Source organism: Helicobacter sp. CLO-3, assembly GCF_001854545.1.
In the GTDB taxonomy this organism is placed as follows: domain Bacteria; phylum Campylobacterota; class Campylobacteria; order Campylobacterales; family Helicobacteraceae; genus Helicobacter_B.
Genome location: NZ_MLQN01000002.1, coordinates 36,355 through 59,939, shown reverse-complemented (window position 1 = coordinate 59,939; position 23,585 = coordinate 36,355). Strand labels below are relative to the sequence as shown.

The window sequence follows — 23,585 nt, the reverse complement described above, 5'->3', positions numbered from 1 at the left end:
TCGCGCCAGAATCCAAATATACAAGAATCTAGCAGAATCTAGATTCTAATGTTTTAGATTCTCGGCTCCAGATTCTCGCGCATGCTTAAAGCGCGCTTTTACGCATCATACGAGCTAGAGATATTGCGTAGTCGCTCGACTGCCTTTCTAAACGCCTCTAGCGTGTAGTCGATGTCTTCTTGCGTGTTAAATCTCCCAAGCGAGATGCGTATCGCGGTATGTGCTAGCTCTTTGTCCGCACCCACCGCTACCATGATGGGGTTTGCCTCGAGATCCTCGCTAGCGCACGCACTTCCTGTAGAGCAAGCGATACCAGCTTTATTTAGATCCCATAGCATCGCTTCGCCCTCGATCCCTTTGACGCTTACGAGGATCGTGTTTGGCACGCGGTGTTTGATATCGCCTATCACGGATACATCTTTTATCTCTAGCAGTCCGAATTCTAGCTTGTCACGCAGGGCTTTGACATAGCTATTTTCATAGTCTAGATAATCCACCGCCAGCTTCATCGCCTCGCCCATACCCACGATATAGGGGACATTTAGCGTGCCGCTTCGTCGCCCGCGCATATGCTCGCCGCCATGAAGCAAAGGTGTGAGCTCGACGCCTTTTCTTATATAAAGCGCGCCGATGCCTTTTGGCCCATGGAATTTATGCGCGCTAAAGCTTAGCAAATCGACATTTGCTGTTTCCACATCCACAGGGATTTTGCCGATAGCCTGCACCGCGTCTGTGTGGAAAAGCACGCCTCTTTGCTTGCAAATAGCGCCGATTTCTTCGATAGGGAAAATCGCGCCGGTTTCGTTATTTGCCCACATCACGCTTACAAGCGCGGTTTTATCAGTGATGGCCTCTTCTACTTGCTCTTTAAAGATATTGCCATGTTTATTGACCTTTAGGCGCGTGATATTCACACCTAGACTCTCTAGAAAATCGCAAGTCGCGCCCACAGCTGGATGCTCGACATCAGTGGTTATGATGTGGTTTTTGGCGCCATTGTGGATGAGGTCAAAATACACGCCTTTTAGCGCCCAGTTATTGGACTCTGTCGCACAAGATGTGATGATAATATCATCCTCATCGCGCGCATTTATGCCATTATAGAGCTTCTCCAGCGCATCTGCTATGGCTGGGTGCGTCTCTGTGCCAAATTTATGCAAGCTATTTGGATTCCCATAATGCTCGCAAAAAAACGGATCCATCGCCTCTTTTACCTTGGGATCGACCATGGTAGTGGCGTTATTATCGAGGTAGATTCTCTTTTGCATTCTCTCTCCTAAATGATAAATTTACATTGCAAAAAGTGGCGATGAAATGGCTGATTATCGTGTGATTTAAAGTTTTAGATTAAAATAAACTTAAATTGCGGGGCGATTATAGCGCAGGTTTTCTAATGTGTAGCCAAAAAAATGCGCGGATAATGAGACTCTATTTTAATATGAGGCGTTTTGGGGCGATTTTGTCGCGCTTGGGCGGCGTTTTGGGCGATTTGCAGAAAATCCACTTGCATATTAAGCCTTGTGTCTTTAAGCATAGAAGCCTTATAATTGCGCGAATCAAACCAGCGCAAACAAGTAAGCGCGCAAACTAACACAAAAAGGACAAAACAAATGAAGCAAAAAAAAGAATTTATCTCCACGCCTATTTATTATGTCAATGATGTGCCACATATCGGGCATGCCTACACGACTATCATCGCCGACACGCTCAAAAAATACAAAACGCTTGCTGGTAGCGATGTGTTTTTGCTGACAGGCACAGATGAGCACGGGCAGAAAATCGAGCAGTCCGCGCGCGCCAGAAACAAAAGCCCCCAAGCCTACACCGATGAGATAAGCGCGGTGTTTAGGGCGCTTTGGGATGAGCTAGAGATCGATTATGACTACTTCATACGCACGACTTATGACTATCACAAAGACGCTGTGGTGCGCGTGTTTGAGAAGCTTTGTGAAAATGGCGATGTGTATTTGGGCGAGTATGAGGGCGATTATTGCGTGAGCTGCGAGAGCTTTTTTACCGGTGTGGAAAATGGCATTTGCCCCGATTGCGCAGGCAACAAACCGCTTATCAAAATCAAAGAAGAAAGCTATTTTTTCGCGCTAAGCAGGTATCAAGACAAACTGCTAGAGTGGTATAAAAGCAGCGATGATGTGATACTGCCAAACTATCGCAAAAATGAAGTGATACGCTTTGTAGAGGGCGGGTTGCAAGATCTCTCCATATCGCGCACGAGCTTTGAGTGGGGTGTGAATCTGCCTAGCGTGGCTACTAAATTTGGCGGGGCAGATTCTGGGGGCGTAGAATCTAGCGCAAATAGCAAAAATGCGGGCGCAAAAACGCCTACCAAAAAGCATATCGCTTATGTGTGGCTTGATGCGCTGTTTAACTATCTAAGCGCGCTTGGGTTTTATGCAGATGAAAATACAGATTCTAGCGCAGAATCCAAAAATGCGGATTCTAGCGCAAACTCTGCGGATTCTAGCGCCAAATCCACCAAATCCACCCGCTCGCAAAAAGCACAAAAAGAGTATTGGCAAAACGCCACGCATATCGTGGGTAAGGATATTTTGCGCTTTCATGCGGTGTATTGGCCTGCGTTTTTGATGAGCCTCAATCTCCCACTGCCAAAGCATATCTACGCGCATGGCTGGTGGATGAGGGATGGCGCGAAAATGAGCAAAAGCCTAGGTAATGTCATCAATCCAAAAGAGTTTGCAAACGCCTATGGCGTGGAGAATCTGCGGTATTATCTGCTTAGAGAAGCGCCTTTTGGGCAAGATGGCGATTTTAGCCAAAAAGGCTTAGTAGAGCGCATAAACTCCGAGCTTGCAAACGATCTAGGCAATCTTTTAAACCGCCTGCTAGGGATGAGCGAAAAATACAGCGCCCTGCGCCTAGATGCGTGCGATCATGCCAAAATCTACACCAAAGAAGCAAGCGAGATAGCGCGCATCCTAGACGCCCTGCCAGCGCACATAAAGGCTATGAATCTCAAAGGCTACATCGAGGATTTGTGGCGCATTTTGCAGATATGCAACCAATCCATCGCCAAATACGAGCCGTGGAATCTGCAAAAAGAGGGTAAAATAGCGGAGCTAAACGCGCTACTCTCACTCATAGCAAACTCGCTTGTGCGCTTTGGAATCTGCCTCTATCCAATAATGCCGCGCATTGCTTGCAAGCTTTTAAGCGTGTTTGGCGTGGAGGCGGATGCTAATGCGTTTGCAAAATTTGTGCGAAAGGGGGAGAATCTAGATTCTGTGACATTGCAAAAAATCCCGCCCCTTTTTCCCAAAATCGAGAATCTGCTTATCGATGAAAGCTATACGCAAAACGCGCAAAATACGCAAGGTGCGCAAAGTGGCGCAAAAGTGGATTCTGAAAAAATAGCTTCTAGCGCAGAATCCAAAAAAGCAGAATCCAGCGCGCACGCCACAGCAAACGCCGCCACCGAAGGCATCGCCGAAGTCTCCATAGCTGATTTTGCGAAGCTTGACATCCGCGTGGGCGAGATTTTGCGCGCAGAGCCTTTGCCAAAATCTAGCCGACTTTTGCGCTTAGAAGTAGATATCGGCGAGGCGGCTCCGCGCGTGGTGCTATCGGGCATCGCCGAGTTTTACGCGCCAGAAAAGCTTATAGGCATGCAAATCTGCCTCATCGCCAACCTCAAACCCGCCAAAATCATGGGGCATTACAGCTATGGAATGATACTTGCTAGTAAAGACGAAAATGGCTTATCACTGCTGGTGCTTAGCCAAAAGAGAAAAAACGGGAGCAAAGTTAGCTAGTGCGAAGTATGACGATTAGGGTTCATCAAGCGGTTGAAATCATCAATGGAGAGCTGATAAATTCGCCCGCGATTGGCAGTTTTGAGGGATTTACCACGCGCTTAGAATGCGTGCAAAGAGGCTCGCTATTTTTCGCCGCCGATCCTTTGCAGATAGATTCTGCCATCCAAAAAGGCGCGTTTGGCATCGTGTTTGATAAATTTTTCCAAACGCAAATGAGCGATGAAGAAATCGCTTGGATAAAAGTAGAATCCATAAATCACGCGATAATCCGCTGCGTGCGCTATGAAATCCTAAGCCAAAACATCAAAATGCTAGCCCTAAACGCCATAGAATACGAGATCGCAAAAACCATCATCCGCGATAAAAGCGTGCTGTTTTTTGATGATGATCCTATCGATTTGCTAGACATCCTAGAATCCACCCGCCCGCGAATCATCATCGCCAAATCGCCCCAGATTCTCGACCTAGCACTAGAATCCACCCCCTGCGTCGCGCCACAAACCATGCCTTTTGATGTCATCACGCCACATCCGATGTTTGAGAGCAAATTTTATTACAAGCTGCATTCTTACCAGATACAGCTGCCTTGCGTGTTTTTGCCAGAGCTTGCTGGCGTGGTGGATATGTGCGCGCGTGAGGGCATTAACTTTAGCTTCTCTTATTTTGAGCCAATCGCGCAGCTTTTGCCTATCTCGCTCACACAAGATGCCAAAATCCTGCCCTTTGGCAGCAGCAATCGCGTGATAATCCCCACAAATGACAAAAACATATTTTTGCGCTATGCAGCGTTTTTGAACGAGCAGGCGAAATGGGCGCGCGTGGCGATGTTTCTCCCAACACTGCTAGATGAAAAAGACAAAGACATCTACGCGCTTTATGAGGAGCAAAACCACCATCCGCTAGAATCCACGACTTATGACTCTTCCAATGAACTGCCAGCGCTGCTTCGCAATACGCCTTATAATTTCGTGCTGGTGTTTGGGATAGGCACGCAGGGGCTTGCGTTTGTGCTAAAGCAAAGCACGCAAGAGTATGTCCCGGCACTTTTCTAGGCGCAAATCTTATAAGTGGCGCAAATGCAGAATCTAGATAGTGCGAATGTGGCAAGTGGCGCAAATGTGGCAAAGAGCGCGAACGCGGCAAGTGGCGCAGATATAAAGAGCGCGGATATAACAAACGCGCATCTTTTAAACGCCAAACATATTGCGCCTTTGTGGCATTGCATCGAGAATCTAGGCGATATCATCCCGCGCGGCGGCGCGAAGGTGCTGTATGCCAAAGGCGTGCATATTTATGATGAGAATCTAGAGCGCGTGCTAGAGGTTGGCAAAATCGCATGGCTTAGCGAGTGGGTGGAGTATGTCGCTAGAAATATAAGGCTGGATTCTGGCGTGGATTCTCAAGCGAGTTTTGGCATGGATTCTAGCGCGGGGCGCGAAAATGTGGATTCTAGCGCAGAATCCAAAAATGCAGAATCTAATCCAGAATCCGCGTTGCCAGAATCCGCGCTGCCAGAATCCATCTCCAAGCTATCTTTAAAAGATAAGATTCTGGCGCTCATCAGCGCGATAAGCGCGCGCGTGGCGTATCAGCGCCCTTTGGGTTCTGTAGATTCTAGCAATTTTGGCGATTCTGGCAAAGTTTGCGCGTTTGATATCATCGCGCTGCTAGCTTTTATGCTGAAATCTTGGCGTAAGGGGCCATTTTTTTTACAAAGCGCGCGCGGGAGGCTTTATATCGATAGCGAATGGCAAAGTTTTGCCAAATGGGATTTGCTAGCGCCACACGCAAATCTAAGCGGCGCGCATATCGCGGATGTGGGCTGCAACAATGGCTTTTATATGTTTGCTATGGATTCTATGGTGGATTCTATTAAAGATTCTGCTTTGGATTCTGCTAGCAATCTCGCTTTAGATTCTGCAAGCGCGCCGACTTTTTTAGATTCTAGCGCCTTTGCCAGCCACGCCGCGCCACACGCCACGGGCGCGCAAGCCCCAGCGCAAATCATTGGCTTTGACCCAAGCGCGCTATTTTTTTGCCAGTTTTGCTTCCTGCGCCACTTCATAGATGCGCCCATTTCTTATGAGCTGCTTGGCGTGCAGGATTTGCCAGACTACACCGCGCAGGCAAAAAGACGCTTTGATGTGGTGTTTTGCCTAGGCGTTTTGTATCATCGAAGCGATGTTTTCTCCACGCTAAAATCCCTTGCCAAAAGCCTTGAGCGCGGCGGTGTGGCGTTTATTGATACGCTTATTTTTGAGCCTCAAGATTTGCTTCCAAAGGCGCTTAGCAAGCCAGAATCTAGCGCATTATCAGAGCTAGATATCGTGCTAAGCGTGCCAAAAAGTTATGCTAAAATGAGCAATGTATATTTTATCCCCACGATAAAAGCGCTTTTTGGCTGGCTTGAGCGATGCGGATTTGTGGATGTGGAGCTGCTTTGCGTGATGCCTACGACTACGCAAGAGCAGCGCAAAAGCGCGTGGATTGACTCTATGAGCCTAGAATCTTTCCTAGACCCGCTTGATGAGCGCAAAACCATAGAAGGCTACCCAGCGCCCAAGAGGGCCTATGTCAAAGCCATAAAAAAATAAGGAGTAAAACATGGATGAAGAAGAATTGCAAGTCGCGTATCTCCCAGATGATCGCGTAGTTGGCGCATCGATAAATCCGCATTTTTGCGGGCAAGTCACATCGCTAGGGGCGGATGTCGCGCAAGTCACACTCACCACCAAAGAAGACATGGAGGTAGAATCTGGCATCACGCACACCGGATTTTTGCAAGCATCGGCGGGCTTTGCGGCACTTTGCGCGATAAACAAAAAGCACTCTATCATCATCGGCTCTGATGTGAAGTTTCTAGCACCCGTAGAGACAAACCAAATCGTGGAGTTTAGAGCCAAAACCGTGCTAGGCGATATGCGTAAATGCGAGGTGAAAGTAGAGGGATTTGTGCTAAATATCAAAATCTTTGAAGGCTTGTTTTATATCGTAATCTTTGACAAAAAGCTTTTCAAACTCAAGCTCAAAGATGACCAAAAGGGCGTGTAGTGAAAATCGTGCTGGTGGTGGATAGCTTCGCGGATAAAAGCAATGGCACTTCGATGACAGCGGCGCGATTTTGCGATGCGCTGCGTGCTAGGGGGCATGAGGTGCGCGTGGTGGCGCCTTATATCAATGGCGAGCATATGTATCGCATCAAAGAGCGCTACATCCCGCTTGTCACAGAGATTTCCCACGCGCAGCATATGATGTTTGGCGCGCCGGATGAAAAGGTGCTAGAGAGGGCATTTGAAGGGGCGGATGTGGTGCATTTGTTTTTGCCTTTCAAACTAGAAATAGTCGCGACAAAGGTAGCCAAACGGATGAAAATCCCCTATATCGCGGCATTTCACCTCCAGCCAGAGCATGTGACTTATAACATCGGATTGCAAAAAGTCGCACTGCTAAATAAATTTATCTTTTGGCTGTTTAAATATCGATTTTATCGGCATATCTCGCATATCCACTGCCCTTCAAAGCTTATCAAAGAAGAGATAGAGCGCGCGGGGTATGGTGGCGAAAAGTTTGTCATCTCCAATGGATTTGATCCAAAATTTGCGCCAAGAGAGACGCCGCTGGCGGCGCCTATTATGGATTCTAGTGTTTTGCCGGATTCTAGCACCTCGCGCGCTTCTGATATTTCAAGCGCTTCAAGCGATGCTGGCGATGGATTTTATCATATCACTATGGTTGGGCGCTATTCCAAAGAAAAGCGTCAAGATTTGATCATCAAAGCCATCGCCCAAAACCCTTACAAAAATCGCATAAAACTGCATCTCAAAGGCATCGGACCCATAGAATCTAAGCTTAAAAAGCTTGCAAAGATTTTGCCAAATGAAGTGGATTTTGGCTTTGTGGCGCCAGAGGAGCTTGTGAAAGTGCTGCATGGCACGCATTTATACATACATGCCGCGGATGTCGAGGGCGAGGCGATAGCGTGTCTTGAAGCGGTTGGATGTGGGATTGTGCCTATTATTTCAGATTCCAAGATTTCTGCCACAGGGCAGTTTGCGCTGGATAATCGCTCTCTTTTTAAAGCTGGCGATGCGAATGATTTGAGCGAGAAAATAAGCTATTGGATAGAGCATGAAGAAGAGCGGCTAAAAATGGGCGCGCAATACGCCGCCTCCGCGCAAAACTACACGCTAGAATCCTCGATAAAAAAAGCGATAGAGATGTATAAAAAGGCAATTGATTTCTACAAACAAAAATGGCAGGATTAAGCACAGCAGCCTATTATTGCCAAAGAAGTTTTACTATGCTTGTCTTTTGCTGTCATTGTTAAGAGACAAAAACTCGAAGCAAATCCAAAGAAAAATCCGCAAGGATTTTTATATAAAATAAAAACTGCCAAACATAAGAACAAAATGCTAAAATGCAAAAAATATTTTAGGAGCATCCATGCCAAACAACCCCAATTTGAGTCAAAAATCCATCCAAATTGTAGAAAAAATCCTAAGTCAAAACGACAAAAAAGCCAATGAATTGCGAGAAAAATACGCTCACGACAAACTCTATACGATAAATCTCATGTCAAGCCCGGGCAGCGGCAAAACCACGCTTTTGGAGAATCTTGCTGGGATGAAAGATTTTAGATTCTGCGTGATCGAAGGGGATTTGCAGACAAATCGTGATGCAGATAGGCTCGAGCAAAAAGGCATAAAAGCGCATCAGATTCTAACCGGCGAGGCATGCCACCTAGAGGCTGCTATGATAGAGCGCGCGTATGAGGCGCTAAAGACGCGCGGTGCGCTGGCGGATGCGGAGTATCTTTTTATCGAGAATGTCGGGAATCTAGTCTGCCCGGCTAGCTATGACCTAGGTGCGCATCTAAATATCGTGCTGCTATCCACGCCGGAGGGCGATGACAAGGTGCTGAAATATCCTAGTATGTTTCTTTGCGCGGATGCGGTTGTCATCTCCAAAGCGGATTTGTGCGAGGTGTTTGGATTCTCCATAGAGCGCGTGCGCGCCGACCTTGACACACTAAAATCAAAAGTGCCTATATTCCTAACCAGCACAAAAGATGCAAAAAGCATCGAAAAGTTCAAAGAATTTATTGTAGATTCTAGGAGTGCAGGCTATCATTCTAGGCATTCTTTTTGAGCGAATCGCGATAAGGCTATAAGGAGAGAGTATGTGCTTGGCTATTCCATCAAAGGTGATTGCTATCGACAAGGCTACCAACACCGCGACTATAGAGACGATGGGCGTGTCGCGCCAAGCGAGCCTTGATCTCATGCAAGATGAGGTGGAGGTGGGCGAGTATGTGCTGCTACATATCGGATATGTGATGAGTAAAATCGACACAGAATCCGCGCTAGAATCCATAAAGCTCTATGAGCAGATAATCGCTGATATGGAAGATGAATACATCGATGAGGAGTATAAATGAAGGTAAAAATGGCAAGTGGAATTGCGAGTAAGTTTGCGAGTGTGGCGGCGTTTGGCGCGCTATTTGGCGCTTTTGTAGCGCTTGGTGCGGATGAGCTGAAGGGGTATTATCTAACCCATGTGGGCGATAGCGGGCGCCAAAGTGTGGTGGAGTTTTTCGAGCGTGGCGGGAAGTATTATGCCTATGGCTTTGCCAATGTCGATGGCAGCGGACCTAAAAAAGATAGCATCAATCCAAACCCCGCACTGCGCGAGCGCGTGGATAAAGGAAGCGTGTTTGTCTATGGGCTAAAAGAGGCTGGCAAGGGTGAGTTCAAAGGTGGCGAGGTGTATAACTATGACAATGGCAAAACCTATAACCTAAAAATCACCAAAGAAAAAGATGGCAAGCTGATTTTGCGCGCGAGCATCGACAAAGCCGGAATCATGGGGCAAACGCTCACTTGGACGCCACTCACTCAAGAGCAGATAGAAAAATACGAGGGCGAGAAGCCGCCTTTTAGCGTGGTGGAGGAGTCGTTTGAAACGCTTCCGCAAGAATTTAAATAGGCAAGAGCAGCGTGCAAAACAATACACGCGATACACGCGATGTGCTAGAGGCGCGCGGCAATGGGGACTCTGGACTAGATTCTGGGTTGGATTCTGCGCGCGCAAAATCTAGCATTGTAAAATCCAAAAGCCTAGCAGAATCTACTTTAGATTCTACGCCCACAAAATCTAGCTGCGTTGCAGAATCCACACAATCCGCAGAATCCAAAAATCTAGCAGAATCCGCCCGCGCAAACTCCACCACAAAAAGCGCGCCCGCAAAAGCATCCAAAGCCCACAAAACGCCTGTCCCCACGCTAGACACGAGGCTGCTGCTAGAAGGATTCCGCGACAAAGACGCGATATTGGCACTTGCCAAGCAGATAGAAATCACAGCACAAAAGCTAGAGACGCCTATCAAAATGATGGAAGTTTGCGGCGGGCACACGCACACGCTCATGCGCTATGGGCTCACCCACCTCCTGCCGCCAAACATCGAGTGTATCCATGGTCCGGGCTGCCCCGTGTGCATCATGCCAAAAAATCGCATAAATCAAGCCTATGAAATCGCCATGCAAAAAGATGTGATACTCATCACGCTTGGCGATATGCTAAAAGTGCCCGGCAGCTTTGGAAGCCTGCAAGATGCGCGCTCAAAGGGGGCGGATGTGCGATTTGTGTATTCGCCGATGCAAGCCCTAGACATCGCTAGGCAAAATCCGCAAAAAAAGGTCGTGTATTTTGCCATCGGATTTGAGACGACGACACCCATGAGTGCCGCACTGCTCGCGCGCGCGATAGATTCTGGTGTGACAAATCTTTTGTTTCACATAAACCATGTGCTAGTCCCGCCACCGCTTGAAGCGATACTCTCTGACACTAACTGCGCGATAAACGCGCTCATCGCGCCCTCTCATGTGAGCGTCATAGCGGGCGCGAAAATCTACCAACCACTGCTTGAAAAATACCGCCTGCCAATCGTTGTGTCGGGGTTTGAGCCGGTGGATATGATGCAAAGTATTTTGATGATAGCAAGGCAGGCGGTGAGTGGCGAGCCGCGCCTAGAGGTGCAGTATGCGCGCGCGGTGGATTGGGAAGGGAATCTAAAGGCGCAGAGTCTCATGCAGGAGTATTTCGAGTCGCGCGCATCTTTTGAGTGGCGCGGGCTTGGGGAGATACCACATTCTGCGCTAAAGCTAAAAGACGCATATAGCGCGTATGATGCAGAAAAGGTGTTTGCCAGCATCCTTAGCACCGAGCCGATAAAAGACAACAAAGCCTGCCGCTGCGGCGACATACTGCGCGGCGTGGCAAAGCCGCTTGATTGCAAAGTGTTTGGCAAATCCTGCACGCCAGAGCACCCGCTAGGAAGCTGCATGGTAAGCAGCGAGGGCGCCTGCGCCGCTTACTACAAATATGGCATAGCATAAACAATTAAGACTAGGAGATTGTTAATCAAGGAGATTATTTAATTTATAAAGGTTTAAGGTTTTTTGTAATGACACAAAAATCTTAAATTAGACTAGCAAATTGCTAGAATATGCCGTTATTGTGGTGGTTTGAAGTTTGGTAAAAATTTAGCTAGATGAAGCAGCTTAATAAATAAAATGCCAGAATCTAGTTTTTACCCTTGTTGGCTAAAATGGACAATTGCAATATATGTGTATCATTTGATATTGTATCAAAGACTGCTCTGCAAGCTAAAAGTTTTTATGTTTGAAATAAGATTGCTTCCTCGTAAAGTTTTGTAGTAATAAATAGCCTATCTTTTACGTTTTGGCTTGTTGCACTTTTGCACCTATTATTTTGGATCCTGTGCTAGAATCTACATTTGTGCTGCTTGAATTTTTTTAGTATATAAATTTTATATTTTTATTTTAGCGTTTTAGATTCTATCTATTTTGCTTAGTTGCCTAAAATAATCACTAACGTGATGCAAGTCTACTCGCATGTTCGTAAATATACGCACTAATCTCTGGCCAACACATAGCGCAATCACTTTCCCTTAAAAATTATCATCTCATATGAGCTTTGTTTGATGGCGACGCTGTTTGATTTGGATGCGCTGGCTCGCAGGTCTTCGTTTATCTGGTCTAGCTCATCGAGGCGCTCTTTTAGCCGCAGTATGATATCCACGCCCGCGCGATTCACGCCCAAATCGCGCGTGAGGCGCAAAATCGCCTTTATTTTGTCAATGTCGTGCTGTGAGTAGAGGCGCATTTTGCCCTCCGTCCTGCCGGGCTCTATGAGCCCTTCTTTTTCGTATTGGCGCAGGGTTTGGGGGTGGATTTCTAGGATTTTGGCTACTACGCTTATAAGATACACCGGCTCATCATAGCTATACATTTATTCTCCTTTTATCGCCTATTTAGCGCTTTTGGCAGTTTTGCACTGCCTTTCTCCTTATTATCGCCCGTCTGACACCTTTTCGCGCCACACGCCAAATCTACTTCTCATTGCCCAAAAGCTCTTTTTTTAGCATCTCTTGCAGCTCGCTTGATAGGCTTTCAAGCGGCGGGTTTATGATGTTTGCGCGCAAGTATAGATCACCCATGCTGCCATTTTTTAGGTTTTTTACGCCTAGTTCTTTGAGACGGAAGCGTTGCGTGTTTTTGGTGTTGGGCGGGATTTTTAGCGACACTTTTTTGCGCAAAGTCTGCACGCTGACTTTCCCGCCAAAAAGCGCCACGCCAAGCGGCACATCAAAGCTAGCGATCAAATCATCGCCATCGCGCTCGTATTTTTCGCTCGGCTCGATGTGGATTTTTAGCAGCAGATCACCGCGCGCACCGCCAGCCCTTGATGCCTTGCCCTTGCCTTTGACGCGCACTTTTTTGCCCTCACTTATGCCCTCTGGGATTTTGAAGTCGATTTGCTCTCTATTTATCGTGATTTTGTGTTTGCCACCAAGCACAGCTAGCTCAAAGGGGATGGTGAGATTTGCCTCGATGTCTAGATCTTCTTCAAATCCTCCGCCAAAGCCGCCAAATCCGCCAAAACTAGAGCCTCCAAAGCCGCCACCTCCGCCTCCAAATCCGCCAAAGCCTCCGCCTCTAGCGCCGCCAAATCCTCCGCCAAAAATCTGACTCAAAATATCATCGAGATTTATCCCGCCAGCCCCGCCTTGCGCTCTCGCGAAATCGCTGAAATTTTGCCCGCCAAACATACTATCGCCAAACTGATCGTATTGCGCGCGCTTTTTCTCATCGCTCAAAATCTCATACGCGGCGTTTATTTCTTTGAATTTTTCCTCGGCTTCTTTTTCTTTGTTGATGTCGGGGTGGTATTTGCGCGCCAGCTTGCGATAGGCTTTTTTGATGTCATCTTGGCTGGCGTTTTCGCTTATTTCTAGGGTTTGATAGAGGCTTTTACTCATATTGCGCTCCTTGTATTTTATAAATATTTAGCGATATTGTATCATAAAACTTTAGCGTTATAGTATCAATCTTTGCATATTTTTAGATTCTGGTAAAACAAAAATGCGAGAATCTGCAAAGCCGCCAGAATCTAAACTAGCAGAATCCAAAGCTAGCAAGCTCGCAAGCCAAAGCCGCGCGCAGATTTTGGATTCCGCGATTTTGTTTTTCAAATTTACTGCGCTAGCTACGCCAAGCCGCCGCCTAGCCAAATTACCTTAGTAAGCGCTTAGCCAATCGCTTGGCTATCACGCCCCAGCCACTTTTGCCAAAAACGCATAAAACACGCTATAAAGCCCCGCTATTTCATCGATTTTCACGCGCTCATCGACTGCGTGGATTCTGTCATTACACACGCCAAACTCCACCGCATCGATGCCATACTCCGCGCAAAATCTCGCATCGCTCGTCCCCCCGCTAGTGCTTCGCTCCGCGCGCACGCCGCATATAGATTCTATGCTTTTTTCTAGCATGCTTACTAGCACAGAATCCGCTTTGGTGATGAAAGGCTTTGCGCTTTGTTTTAGCGTTAGCTCGCATTGCGCTGCTGGCGCGTTTTGCTTGATTTTTGCTATGATGTTTTGTAGGTAGGATTCTACGCTTTGCAGGCTTGTTAGCGGGGAATTGCGGATGTTAAACATGATTTTTACTTCGCTAGGCGTCACATTTACCGCCTCTAAGCCGCCGCGGATGTCGGTGATGATGATTTGTGAGGGCTTGAAATACTCACTGCCACTATCTAGCTTCGCGCCGGCAATGTCGCGCAAATGCGCGCCGAGTGCTTCTAGCGGGTTTATGCACTTTTCTGGGTAGGCGACATGCCCTTGCTTGCCGATGATTTTTAGCACACCATTTATCGAGCCGCGCCGCCCGATTTTTATCGTATCGCCAAGCTTTTCTACACAAGTAGGCTCGGCGACTATCGCGCTATTTGGCAGTAGCCCGCGCGCCTTTAGCTCTTCTAGCACATATCGCGTGCCATAAGTCCCCTCACCCTCCTCATCGCTTGTAAGCAAGATAGAAAGACTAGGCAGGCAGGGAGTTTGCGCGCCAGAATCTAAATCGCTAGAATCTAGACTAGATTCTAGCCTGCCAGCTTCAAAATCCTCGATAAAATCACACATCGCACATACAAAAGCCGCCACGCCGCCTTTCATATCCTGCGCGCCGCGCCCATACACAAAGCCATCTTTCACCTCCGCGCCAAAGGCATCCGCGCTCCAGCCCTCCCCTACCGGCACGACATCCACATGCCCCATGAAGCAAAAATGCGTGCTGTTTGCGCTGGATTCTAGTATTTGCGCGCTAGATTCTGCGCGCGTGCTAGAATCCACACCAGAATCCAAATTATCTTTTTTTGCCAAATCTTTTTTTGTCAAATTTGCGTCCGCCAAACGATAGACAAAAAGATTTTTCACCCCGCCCTCATCTATGTGGAGAAACGCAAACCCAGCGCGCGCGAGTCGCGATTTTATCACCTCATAGATTCCGCATTCATCTGGCGTGATAGTTTTGTATCGCAAAAGCTCTTGCAAAAACTCCACGCATTGCTGTTTTCTAGATTCTTGTGTTTTATCCATTTTTTGCCTTTATTTTTGCGCTAGAATCCGCATTTGTGCCAGAATCTACCTTTGCACCAGAATCCACATTTGCGCCACCTTTTCCGCCCGCTTTTGTGCGTAGATGTATATAGAGATGCAGCACATCAAGGCTTGCTGGCGTGATCCCGCTTATTTTGCTCGCGTCAAAAAGCGTGCGCGGGCGCATGTTGCTTAGCTTTTCTATCACCTCAAGTGAGAGCCCAGAAATCCCGCTATACACGAAATCCTCCGGAATCTCCACAGATAGCATCGAGCGCATATTGGCGATAGAATCCTGCTGTTTTTGTATGTAGCTGTGGTATTTGCATTCGATCTTTATCTGCTCTAGTGCGCGCGCACTCATCGCGCCAAAGGCTGGGACATTTTCTAGTCTCAACTCATCTCTAGCAAACTTCTCAAACGCCGCAAAATCGCTCGACAAATCGCTAACCTTATCGCCCGCTGCATTATCGCCCGCGCCACCAGCCACATCGCCCGCACCATCACCAGCCGCGCCACTCAAGCCACCATTTGCCGCGCCAAACCCATCACGCCCGATGATGAGCATAGCATTTGTTTTGTCATTTATCTCTGCTTGATTTATCCCGCGCAAAAACGCATTCGTCGCCTTAGAAGGCGTGAGCGCGCAAGATTCTAAGAATTCTAGCGCGATTTTTATGTCCTCTTTATCGCGCGTGATTTGGTGATACGCATCCTCATCTATCGTGCCAAATGCCCGCGCATACTCGCACAAGCGCAAAAGCGCATTATCCTCGCGCAAAAGCAGCCGATACTCCGCGCGCGAGGTGAAAACCCGATAAGGCTCTTTGGTGCCTTTTGTCACGAGATCATCTATCATCACGCCGATATAGCCCTCATCGCGCCTAAGCACGAAGGATTCTAGCGCATAGGAGAATCTAGCGGGCATTATTTTTTGCAGCGCTAGCGTGGCATTGATACCCGCCATAAGCCCCAGTGCGCCGGCTTCTTCATAGCCTGTCGTGCCATTTATCTGCCCAGCCAAATAAAGCCCCGCTATTTTTTTGCACTCCAAAGTATGCAAAAGCTCGGTAGGATCGACATAGTCATACTCTATCGCATAGCCATATCGCGTAATGCGCGCGTTTTCTAGCCCCTCGATAGACGCGATGACGCGCTCTTGCACATCAAAAGGGAGCGAGGTCGAAAGCCCATTTATGTAGTATTCGCTGGCATCCTGCGTCTGTGGCTCTAGGAATAGCTGGTGTCTTTCTTTGTCAGCAAAGCGGTTGATTTTATCCTCGATGCTAGGGCAGTAGCGCGGTCCCACACCCTCTATCTGCCCGGTGAAAAGCGGCGCGCGGTGAAAGTTATCGCGGATAAGCGTGTGCGTGCGCTCATTGGTATAAGTCACAAAGCAAGGCAGCTGCGTAGGATGAAAATCTCTAGTGTGGTAGCTAAAATGCGGCGGATTCTCATCGCCCTCATGCCGCTCAAGCCGCGAAAAATCGATACTGCGCCCATCGACTCTAGGGCAAGTCCCCGTTTTTAGCCGCCCCATACGCAAGCCAAGCGCGGCTAGATTCTCGCTTAGCGTCACACTCGCGCTCTCGCCAAAGCGCCCGTTTGGGATTTTGTTTTCCCCGATATGCGCGAGCCCGCGCAAAAATGTGCCAGTGGTTATGATGATTTTGTGCGCGGTGTAGGTTTTGCCGATGTTGGTGCGCACGCCGCAAATGCGCGGGTGGCTGGTGGCGCTGGCGGATTCTGCGCTTGTGGGTTCTGTGCCAGAATCCAAATCGCCAGAATCCGCCTTTTTAGATTCCATTTTCTTAGATTCTGCTTTGCTAGATTCTGCTTCTCCAGAATCCACGCCCCCAAAGCCCGCGCTAGAATCCGCGCGCGCAGAATCTACCTCGCTAGATTCCGCCTCGCCAGATTCCAGCAAAATCTCTTGCGCCATTTCTTGCGACACGCTTAGATTTGGTGTATTAAGCGCTAGATTTCGCGCATAGATTCTGTATTTATCCATATCGATTTGCGCGCGTGTGCCCCGCACCGCAGGTCCTTTGGAGGCGTTTAGCGTGCGATATTGTATCCCGCAATTATCCGTGATGATACCCATCACACCGCCAAGCGCGTCTATCTCTTTTGTCAGATGCCCCTTGCCAAGCCCACCGATAGCCGGGTTGCAGCTAGCAAGCGCGATGTTTTCGACAAGCGTGGTTAGCAGATGCACCCTAGCGCCCATGCTAGCGGCGATATGCGCTGCCTCAAGCCCCGCATGCCCGCCACCGATAACTATAATATCAAAATCCCTATTTTTCAAATCATGCCTTTTTTGATTGGTTGATTAAACTCGCGATTATAGCAGAAAATATGACGCAATAATAGCGTTTGACTTGGCGCTTATGCTACAATACGCGTTTGCTTCACAAATCAGAAAATGGGAAAATATGCAAATTGATATAGAGATATTTTATGCGGATTTTGGTGCTTTGACAAAAACTAGCGATATGGAGTCTATCATCAAAGATTTGGCATCGCAAGCGCGGAGTCAAGCACAAAGTGGCGCAGAATCTAAAGCAGAATCCAAAACGACATTTGAAGCAGATTCTAAAGCAGTATCTAAATCCGCGCATAAAACGCTGCATTTAGATTCTAGTGTGCGACTTGATGAGTGCTTGGCTAGCGCGCTGGATGTTTCAAGGTCGCAGATTCAAGGGCTTATCAAAAATATCGGCGTGCTGGTAAATGATGCGTTTTGCACCAAATGCGGAGTGAAAATCGCTAATGATACGCATATTTTCATCGCATTGCCAAAATCTAGCCAAATGCCAAATATCGCGCAAATAAGCCAAAATGCACCAGAATCTAGCGTCAAGCCAAAAACCCTCGCGCTAGAATCTAGCGCGCCAAATTTTACGCCAGAATCTAACATCAAGCCAAACTCCGCCACCGCTCTAGAATCCACCACAAGCGCCAGCCTAAACGCTAGCGCGCCAAACGCTACCGAAAACATCGCACAAGAATCTAGCACCACCCCAGAATCCACCACCCAAACCCCTTCATCACAAATCGAGATAATCTATCAAGACGCTTCGATTTTGGTGCTAAACAAGCCCGCGTTTTTGGTGGTGCATAGCGCGCCTAGTGTGCGCGAGCCAACGCTCGTGGATTGGCTGAAAGCACAAGGATTCTCGCTCTCCACACTTGGCGGGCAGGAGCGCTTTGGCATCGTGCATCGGCTGGATAAAGAAACAAGCGGCGCGATAGCTATCGCCAAAGACAACGCCACGCACGCGCATTTAAGCGATCAGTTGCGCGAGAAAAGCATGGGGCGGTATTATCTAGCGCTCATTGATGCGCCGCTAAAAGAGCCTAAAATCATCTCTTGCCACCTCGCGCGCCACCCCAAAAACCGCCTAAAAATGGCAAATATCGATAATATGCGCCAAAGCTTTGCCAATGCCAGATTTTCAAAAAGTGCCTTTGTGCCGCTTATAAACATGCCAAATGCCGCGCTTGTGGCAGTGAAGCTTTTCACCGGGCGCACGCACCAAATCCGCGCGCACCTAGAATCTATCCAGCGCCACATCATCGGCGATGAGCTCTATGGATACAAAAAACCCGCCAAACTACCGCACAAACCGCGCATAATGCTGCACGCCTACATGCTCTATCTCACGCATCCACTCACGCAAAAGTCGCTTTCATTTTGCGCGAAGGTGCCAGAGGATATGCTACAATACGCGAATGAAATTTTTGGAGCAAAGGAATTTGATGAGGCGATACGCACGGAGCGCATTTTGCAAGCTTTTAGCGAGTTTGGCACTGATTGCTAGTCTGGCTGGCTGTGGTGGCAAGGGTGCTAGTCTAGGGCTTATGAGTGACAAAGACAAAATAGACCCAAACCTCCCTGCCATAGGGCAGGTGCGATATATCGCAGATGTCAGCTCGATAGCTTTTGAATGGGATAAAATCGAGAATCCAAACGCGATAAAAGGCTTTGTCATCTATCAAGCAAATAGCAGCGGAAACAACAAAAAAATCGCCACGATAAAATCGCCTTATGCCACGCATTTTGTGGTGGATTCTCTGCTCCCACAGACCACATACACCTTCCAAATCGCAACCCTTGGCAGTGACAACGCTATCTCACAAAGCCCTGCCAAAATCACCATAAAAACCTCTTTCATCGATCCTATCGAAAAAGCGTTTGCCTCAAGCGATTATGCCAAAGCGATAAAGCTCATCTGGAGCCCGCATCCAAACCCTAGCATCACGCGCTACATCATCCAGCGCAAAAATGACGCGGGCAAATTTTTAAACATCGCCACGGTGAAAAATCGCTTGCTGGTGGAGTATTTTGATGATGATTTGGATGATGCTAGAGAATACACCTATCGCATCATCGCCCAAGATTTCAACGGCATAAAATCCCTGCCAAGCGAAGAGATACAAGGTAGCACGCGCGAGAAGCCAAAACCCATCACAAACCTAAAAGCCAGCCAAGATCTCGCCAAAGACATACAGCTCTCATGGCCTGCAGTGCCGGGCGCTACAAAATATGAGATATATATATCAGAATCCGTGCAAGGCGCATATAAACCGCTCGTGCAGGTGAATAAAAACTACTATATGCATAAAGTTGGCAAAGATAACGCGGTGTATTTCTACAAAGTGCGCGCTATCGATGAAAGCGGTGTAGCAGGTGATCTGCCAAATGGCGCGACACAAGGCGCGACGCTCCCCCCACCGCCCACACCACAAATCACAAAAGGCGTCATACAAAACAACCAAGCCATAATCGAATGGGGCGTGATAAACAATGCGCGCGTGAAGGGCTATGCGGTGTATCGCTATGAAGGGCGCAGCTCCAATCCTCTGCGCTTCACCAACACGATAAAAACGAGATTTGTCGATAAAGAGATGCAGCAAGGCAAGCGCTATATCTACAAAGTCGTCTCTGTCGATGCCAATGGCAATGAGTCGCTACCTAGCCAAGAAGTGGAGCTACTGATAAAATAATGCCGCATTTTATAGCGAAAAAAGTGGTGGAGATGGGGGGCGCGGATTTTAGCGCTGGCTGGGATTTTGGCGCGGATTCTCGTGCAAGTTTGGATTTTGGTGCGGAATCTAGTGCGAGTTTAGATTTTCGCGCTGGCTTTGACTCTACTTTGGCGGATTCTTACGCAGAAGCAAAATCTGGCGCAAGTTTGGATTTTGGCGCAAGTTTAGATTCTGGCGAGCGTGCAGAATCTCTATTTCGTCATTGCGAGGAGGCGGAGCCGACGAAGCAATCCATAGCTTTTGCAGAATCCATAGATTCTATAAAAAACGAGCGGCGCGAGCTTTTTCAGGAATCCATAGAATCCGCGCAAGATGCAGAATCTAAATCCTCAAAAAACGCGGATTCTGCGATAATCCAGCCCGCTAATGGATTGCCGCGCTCAAGCTACGCTTTCGCTCGCAATGACGAGACCCCCGATTCTGGCGCAAATTTGGATTCTAGCTTGGCAGAATCTAGCATATTGCACTCGCGCGCGCTTAAGTTACAAAGCCTCAAAACGCCAAGCCTTTCATTAATCAGCATCCCCTACATACAAGAAAACACCGCTAAAATCTGCCTCATCCAAGAAATACAACGCAAAAATGATGTGCTAGTGCGCGGGCTGAAAATCGCGCGCCCCACGCCCATAGGGATTTTGAAAGATATATTAAGAAAACTTAGCAAAAACTATGAAGTGATAACTGATAATCTAGCGCAAAATAGTATCAAACAAGATGTGAAAAGCCCTTTTTTGCTGGATTTTAGCGCACTCATGCAGGTGCTAGAAAATGTAGATTCTAGCGCGCAAAATAAAGTGGATTCTCGCACAGAAAATCAAGCAGAATCTAAAAGCAATGATTTACAAAGGGCAGAATCCAAAAGCCAAAAATTTCAAAAACTAGATTCTAGCGTGCAAAACAAGGCAGAATCTAGAGATTTGCAAAATGCAGATTCTAGCGCAGAATCCAAAAGCCAAATTTCTCAAAAAATAGATTCTAGCGTGCATTTAGAAATCGGCTTTGGCAGTGGCAGGCATATTTTAGCCCTAGCGCAATCGCGCCCAGAATCCATAATCATAGGGCTTGAGATTCACACGCCCTCCATCGAGCAAGTGCTAAGGCAAATCGAGCTTTTGGGGCTAAAAAATCTTTTTGTGCTTTGCATGGATGCGCGCGTGCTGGTAGAAATCCTGCCGCGTGGGAGTTTGGAGCGCATCTATATCCACTTCCCTGTGCCTTGGAATGACTCGCCAAGCAAGCGCGTGTTTAGCGCTAGATTTTTGACGCACGCGATAAATGCGCTAAAACAAAATGGCGAAGTGGAGTTTCGCACCGATGATGAGAAATATTTTGATGATGTGTTACAAATCGCGCAAAAGGCAGAATCTAACATAAAATCTAGTTTGGAATCTAACGCAAAATCCAATATAAAATCTAGCTTGGATTCTAGCGCAGATAAAGCCACAAGCGCCGATTCTAGCGCGTTTCAAAGCACGCCCCAAAATACGCTTATAAAAGTAACGCATGCCAAAAATATCGATAAAAGCGTCATCAGCAAATACGAGGCGCGCTGGCGCAGGCAGAGCAAAGATATTTTTGACATCCATATAAAAAAGCTTGCAAAAAGCGCCACAAAAGCGCCTATAGACGATAATACGCAGAATCCACCGCGCCACACAAACACACAAACAAATATGCAAGAAAGCGCGCAAATGGGCGCGCAAATAGACACGCAAATGAGCGCGCAAATAAGTCGCGCCAAACAAGCGATAAAATATGAGTTTAAATTTGATGAAAAATTGATACAATCACTTTTTGTAAATGCCTTTTGTCAGAGCGGGCAAAATGAGTCAAAAAATGGCACAAAAAATGGCGAGCCAGAAATCATCCAAAAGCTTTGCCAAAAGCAGCTTTTTGATGATGGATTTTTGCATATTTATGATGTGTATCAAGATAGCGAGGCGCGCGTGGTTATGCTGCTTGTCAGCATGGGGGATTTCATCTGCCCTTGCAATCGCGTGGTGGTGCTAGAATCTATGCGAGAATCTACTCAAGAAGTAGCGCAAGACAAGACGGCGCCAAACAACGCGGAGCAAGAAAAAATAGCGCAAAAGCAATCCAAACAGGCAGAATCTAGACAACTAGAATCCAAGCAACCAGAATCTAAATCTCGCGGATTTGGATTCTGCGAAAGCGATGAAAGCGATGAAAGCGACAAAAGCCAAAAAAGCCGCCAAAAAAGCTATTTTGGATTCTACTTGCCGCAAGCCCCGCTTCCCACGCTTGCCAATCAAAAAGCGCATAGCGCATTAATCAAACTTTTGGAGCAAATATGAGTATCATCAAAGCGAACAATTTGGTTTTGGGCTATCAGCGCGAAGAGCCAGTCATCGTGAATGCCACTTTTGAGATAAAGCACAAAGATTTTGTGTTTGTCTCAGGACCTAGCGGGAGTGGCAAAAGCACGCTGCTTAGCTCGCTTTATGGGGCATTGACTCCGATGAGTGGGAATCTAAGCGTGTGTGATATCAGCCTAAGCAAGCACAACGCGCGCCATATAAACCGCCTACGCACGCGCATAGGCATCGTGTTTCAAGACTATAAGCTCATAGAAGAGTGGAATGTAGAGCAAAATATCGCACTTCCCATGCAAATAAATGGCTACAAAAAAGACGCGATAGCCGCGCAAGTCGAAAAGCTACTTTCACACATCGGACTTTTACACAAAGCAAACAAACATCCACTAGAGCTAAGCGGTGGTGAGCAGCAGCGCGTGGCGATGGCGCGCGCTATCGCGCATCGTCCAGCACTCATCCTAGCCGATGAGCCCACAGGTAATTTGGATGATTTCTCAAGTGATATGATTTGGAGTCTTTTGAAAAGTGCGAATGAACAGCTAGATATGACTATCGTGGTAGTGACGCACCGCGTGCCTATGCGGACTAATATCTCATATCGGCATTTATTTATTGATAGGGAAAGGAACACGATTTATGAACAGCATTAAGCAACATTTTCTTTTTATCCTGCCTTTGGTGGCGCTTTTGTTTAGCCTTGAGTGCTTGCTATTGGTAAATCGCGCTATCATTAGCAAAGAAGATAAGCTATTGCAAAATTATTCCATAATCGTGGCGAGCAAGCAAAAGCTTTCATTTGATCTAGTGACGCAAAATATCCCAGAAATCGCCTCTATCGAGGAGATAGACCCTAGCTTCATACTTGATAAAATCCGTCAAAATATGAGTAATGAAGATTATGAAAATATCAAAAAAGAGCTAGCGCTTTATTATACGATAAAGCTAGATTCTTTCCCCGACCAAAAGCATCTCAACAAAATAAACGCCACGCTTAGTAAGATTCCGGGCATCATCAAAGTAGAATCTTTTGCCAAAACACACAATCAAGCCTATCGCCTGCTTTTCTTGATTAAGTTTAGCGTGCAGGTGTTTTCTGTCATTTTGGGCGTGCTTAGCATACTTTTGATGATAGACCAGATAAGGATTTGGCATTTTGAGCATAGCAAGCGCATGCAGATTATGGAGTATATGGGCGCTGGCATGTGGATGAAAAACCGTTTTTTGTTTAAAGGCGCGCTAAATGATGCGATTTTGGCGACGCTTATCGTGTGTGGCGGGTTTTTGTATTTTGCCACCACAGGCGCGGCTGATGAGGTGATGGAGGCACTTGAGGTGGGGCGAGAGATTTTTGCTTTTATGCTAGATTTTGCGCTGCTTTTGTGCGCGTCGATTGGCGTTTGTATGCTTTGTGTGCTGGTTGCTATCGCACTGCAAAGAAGGGTGTAA

20 protein-coding genes and 1 pseudogene are annotated in these 23,585 nt (G+C 47.4%); 14 read left to right on the top strand and 7 right to left on the bottom strand.

Annotated features, from left to right (window positions below; all coding sequences use genetic code 11):
• Positions 1–98 precede the first annotated feature (98 nt).
• Positions 99–1,268: a NifS family cysteine desulfurase gene (locus tag BKN38_RS00835; RefSeq protein ID WP_066454676.1), complete on the bottom strand. Its 1,170-nt coding sequence runs from the start codon at positions 1,266–1,268 to the stop codon at positions 99–101.
• 122 nt (positions 1,269–1,390) lie between these two features.
• Positions 1,391–1,534: a hypothetical protein gene (locus BKN38_RS11400; protein ID WP_156528126.1), complete on the bottom strand. Its 144-nt coding sequence runs from the start codon at positions 1,532–1,534 to the stop codon at positions 1,391–1,393.
• Positions 1,535–1,610: 76 nt separating this feature from the next.
• On the opposite strand from BKN38_RS11400, the gene metG reads away from it, so the two are divergent.
• The 9 genes from metG (at position 1,611) to hypD (ending at position 11,185) form a co-directional block, all read left to right on the top strand.
• On the top strand, positions 1,611–3,788 hold the full coding sequence (gene metG, locus BKN38_RS00830) for a methionine--tRNA ligase subunit beta (RefSeq protein ID WP_070957648.1): 2,178 nt from the start codon (positions 1,611–1,613) through the stop codon (positions 3,786–3,788).
• A gap of 8 nt (positions 3,789–3,796) precedes the next feature.
• Positions 3,797–4,843 (top strand): hypothetical protein, encoded by a 1,047-nt coding sequence (locus tag BKN38_RS00825; protein WP_066454673.1) that lies wholly within the window; start codon positions 3,797–3,799, stop codon positions 4,841–4,843.
• 24 nt (positions 4,844–4,867) lie between these two features.
• Positions 4,868–6,385 (top strand): DUF1698 domain-containing protein, encoded by a 1,518-nt coding sequence (locus BKN38_RS11570; RefSeq protein ID WP_233712824.1) that lies wholly within the window; start codon positions 4,868–4,870, stop codon positions 6,383–6,385.
• Positions 6,386–6,395: 10 nt separating this feature from the next.
• Positions 6,396–6,842: a hypothetical protein gene (locus tag BKN38_RS00815; protein ID WP_066454666.1), complete on the top strand. Its 447-nt coding sequence runs from the start codon at positions 6,396–6,398 to the stop codon at positions 6,840–6,842.
• Complete coding sequence (locus BKN38_RS00810) at positions 6,842–8,056, top strand: glycosyltransferase (RefSeq protein WP_066454661.1); 1,215 nt, start codon at positions 6,842–6,844, stop codon at positions 8,054–8,056. The genes BKN38_RS00815 and BKN38_RS00810 overlap by 1 nt, the downstream gene beginning before the upstream one ends.
• 178 nt (positions 8,057–8,234) lie before the next feature.
• Entirely contained in the window at positions 8,235–8,939 is a 705-nt protein-coding gene (hypB, locus tag BKN38_RS00805; RefSeq protein WP_066454660.1) for a hydrogenase nickel incorporation protein HypB, read from the top strand.
• 31 nt (positions 8,940–8,970) lie between these two features.
• The gene (locus BKN38_RS00800; RefSeq protein ID WP_066454658.1) at positions 8,971–9,228 is read left to right on the top strand and encodes a HypC/HybG/HupF family hydrogenase formation chaperone; all 258 of its coding nucleotides are present in this window, start codon (positions 8,971–8,973) and stop codon (positions 9,226–9,228) included.
• The gene (locus tag BKN38_RS00795) at positions 9,225–9,776 is read left to right on the top strand and encodes a DUF2147 domain-containing protein (protein ID WP_233712823.1); all 552 of its coding nucleotides are present in this window, start codon (positions 9,225–9,227) and stop codon (positions 9,774–9,776) included. The genes BKN38_RS00800 and BKN38_RS00795 overlap by 4 nt, the downstream gene beginning before the upstream one ends.
• A gap of 308 nt (positions 9,777–10,084) precedes the next feature.
• Positions 10,085–11,185 carry a hydrogenase formation protein HypD gene (gene hypD, locus BKN38_RS00790; RefSeq protein WP_066454725.1) on the top strand — a complete coding sequence of 367 codons (1,101 nt, stop codon included), beginning with the start codon at positions 10,085–10,087 and terminating at the stop codon, positions 11,183–11,185.
• A 565-nt stretch (positions 11,186–11,750) separates the two neighbouring features.
• On the opposite strand, the gene BKN38_RS00785 is transcribed toward hypD, so the two are convergent.
• The 5 genes and pseudogenes from BKN38_RS00785 to mnmG form a co-directional block, all read right to left on the bottom strand.
• Positions 11,751–12,101 (bottom strand): heat shock protein transcriptional repressor HspR, encoded by a 351-nt coding sequence (locus BKN38_RS00785; RefSeq protein ID WP_066456961.1) that lies wholly within the window; start codon positions 12,099–12,101, stop codon positions 11,751–11,753.
• 100 nt (positions 12,102–12,201) lie between these two features.
• The gene (locus tag BKN38_RS00780; protein WP_070957645.1) at positions 12,202–13,131 is read right to left on the bottom strand and encodes a DnaJ C-terminal domain-containing protein; all 930 of its coding nucleotides are present in this window, start codon (positions 13,129–13,131) and stop codon (positions 12,202–12,204) included.
• 57 nt (positions 13,132–13,188) lie between these two features.
• Positions 13,189–13,344, bottom strand: a complete 156-nt coding sequence (locus tag BKN38_RS10870; protein WP_156528236.1) for a hypothetical protein — start codon at positions 13,342–13,344, stop codon at positions 13,189–13,191.
• Positions 13,345–13,419: 75 nt separating this feature from the next.
• Positions 13,420–14,751 carry a succinyl-diaminopimelate desuccinylase gene (gene dapE, locus BKN38_RS00770; protein WP_066456969.1) on the bottom strand — a complete coding sequence of 444 codons (1,332 nt, stop codon included), beginning with the start codon at positions 14,749–14,751 and terminating at the stop codon, positions 13,420–13,422.
• Between the two features lie 130 nt (positions 14,752–14,881).
• A pseudogene (gene mnmG / locus BKN38_RS11565) lies at positions 14,882–16,981 on the bottom strand (tRNA uridine-5-carboxymethylaminomethyl(34) synthesis enzyme MnmG); the annotation flags it as partial.
• Between the two features lie 205 nt (positions 16,982–17,186).
• Here mnmG and BKN38_RS00760 point away from each other — a divergent pair.
• From BKN38_RS00760 to BKN38_RS00740, 5 genes are read left to right on the top strand one after another with little or no spacing between them, the layout of a single operon-like run.
• The gene (locus BKN38_RS00760; protein ID WP_233712822.1) at positions 17,187–18,575 is read left to right on the top strand and encodes an RluA family pseudouridine synthase; all 1,389 of its coding nucleotides are present in this window, start codon (positions 17,187–17,189) and stop codon (positions 18,573–18,575) included.
• On the top strand, positions 18,514–19,761 hold the full coding sequence (locus BKN38_RS00755) for a fibronectin type III domain-containing protein (protein WP_082942606.1): 1,248 nt from the start codon (positions 18,514–18,516) through the stop codon (positions 19,759–19,761). Before BKN38_RS00760 ends, BKN38_RS00755 begins: the two co-directional genes overlap by 62 nt.
• Positions 19,761–22,118: a tRNA (guanosine(46)-N7)-methyltransferase TrmB gene (gene trmB / locus BKN38_RS00750; protein WP_066456973.1), complete on the top strand. Its 2,358-nt coding sequence runs from the start codon at positions 19,761–19,763 to the stop codon at positions 22,116–22,118. The genes BKN38_RS00755 and trmB overlap by 1 nt, the downstream gene beginning before the upstream one ends.
• A complete protein-coding gene (locus BKN38_RS00745) occupies positions 22,115–22,789 on the top strand; it encodes a cell division ATP-binding protein FtsE (protein WP_066456979.1) in 675 nt (224 codons plus the stop codon). The genes trmB and BKN38_RS00745 overlap by 4 nt, the downstream gene beginning before the upstream one ends.
• A complete protein-coding gene (locus BKN38_RS00740; RefSeq protein WP_066456981.1) occupies positions 22,776–23,585 on the top strand; it encodes an FtsX-like permease family protein in 810 nt (269 codons plus the stop codon). Before BKN38_RS00745 ends, BKN38_RS00740 begins: the two co-directional genes overlap by 14 nt.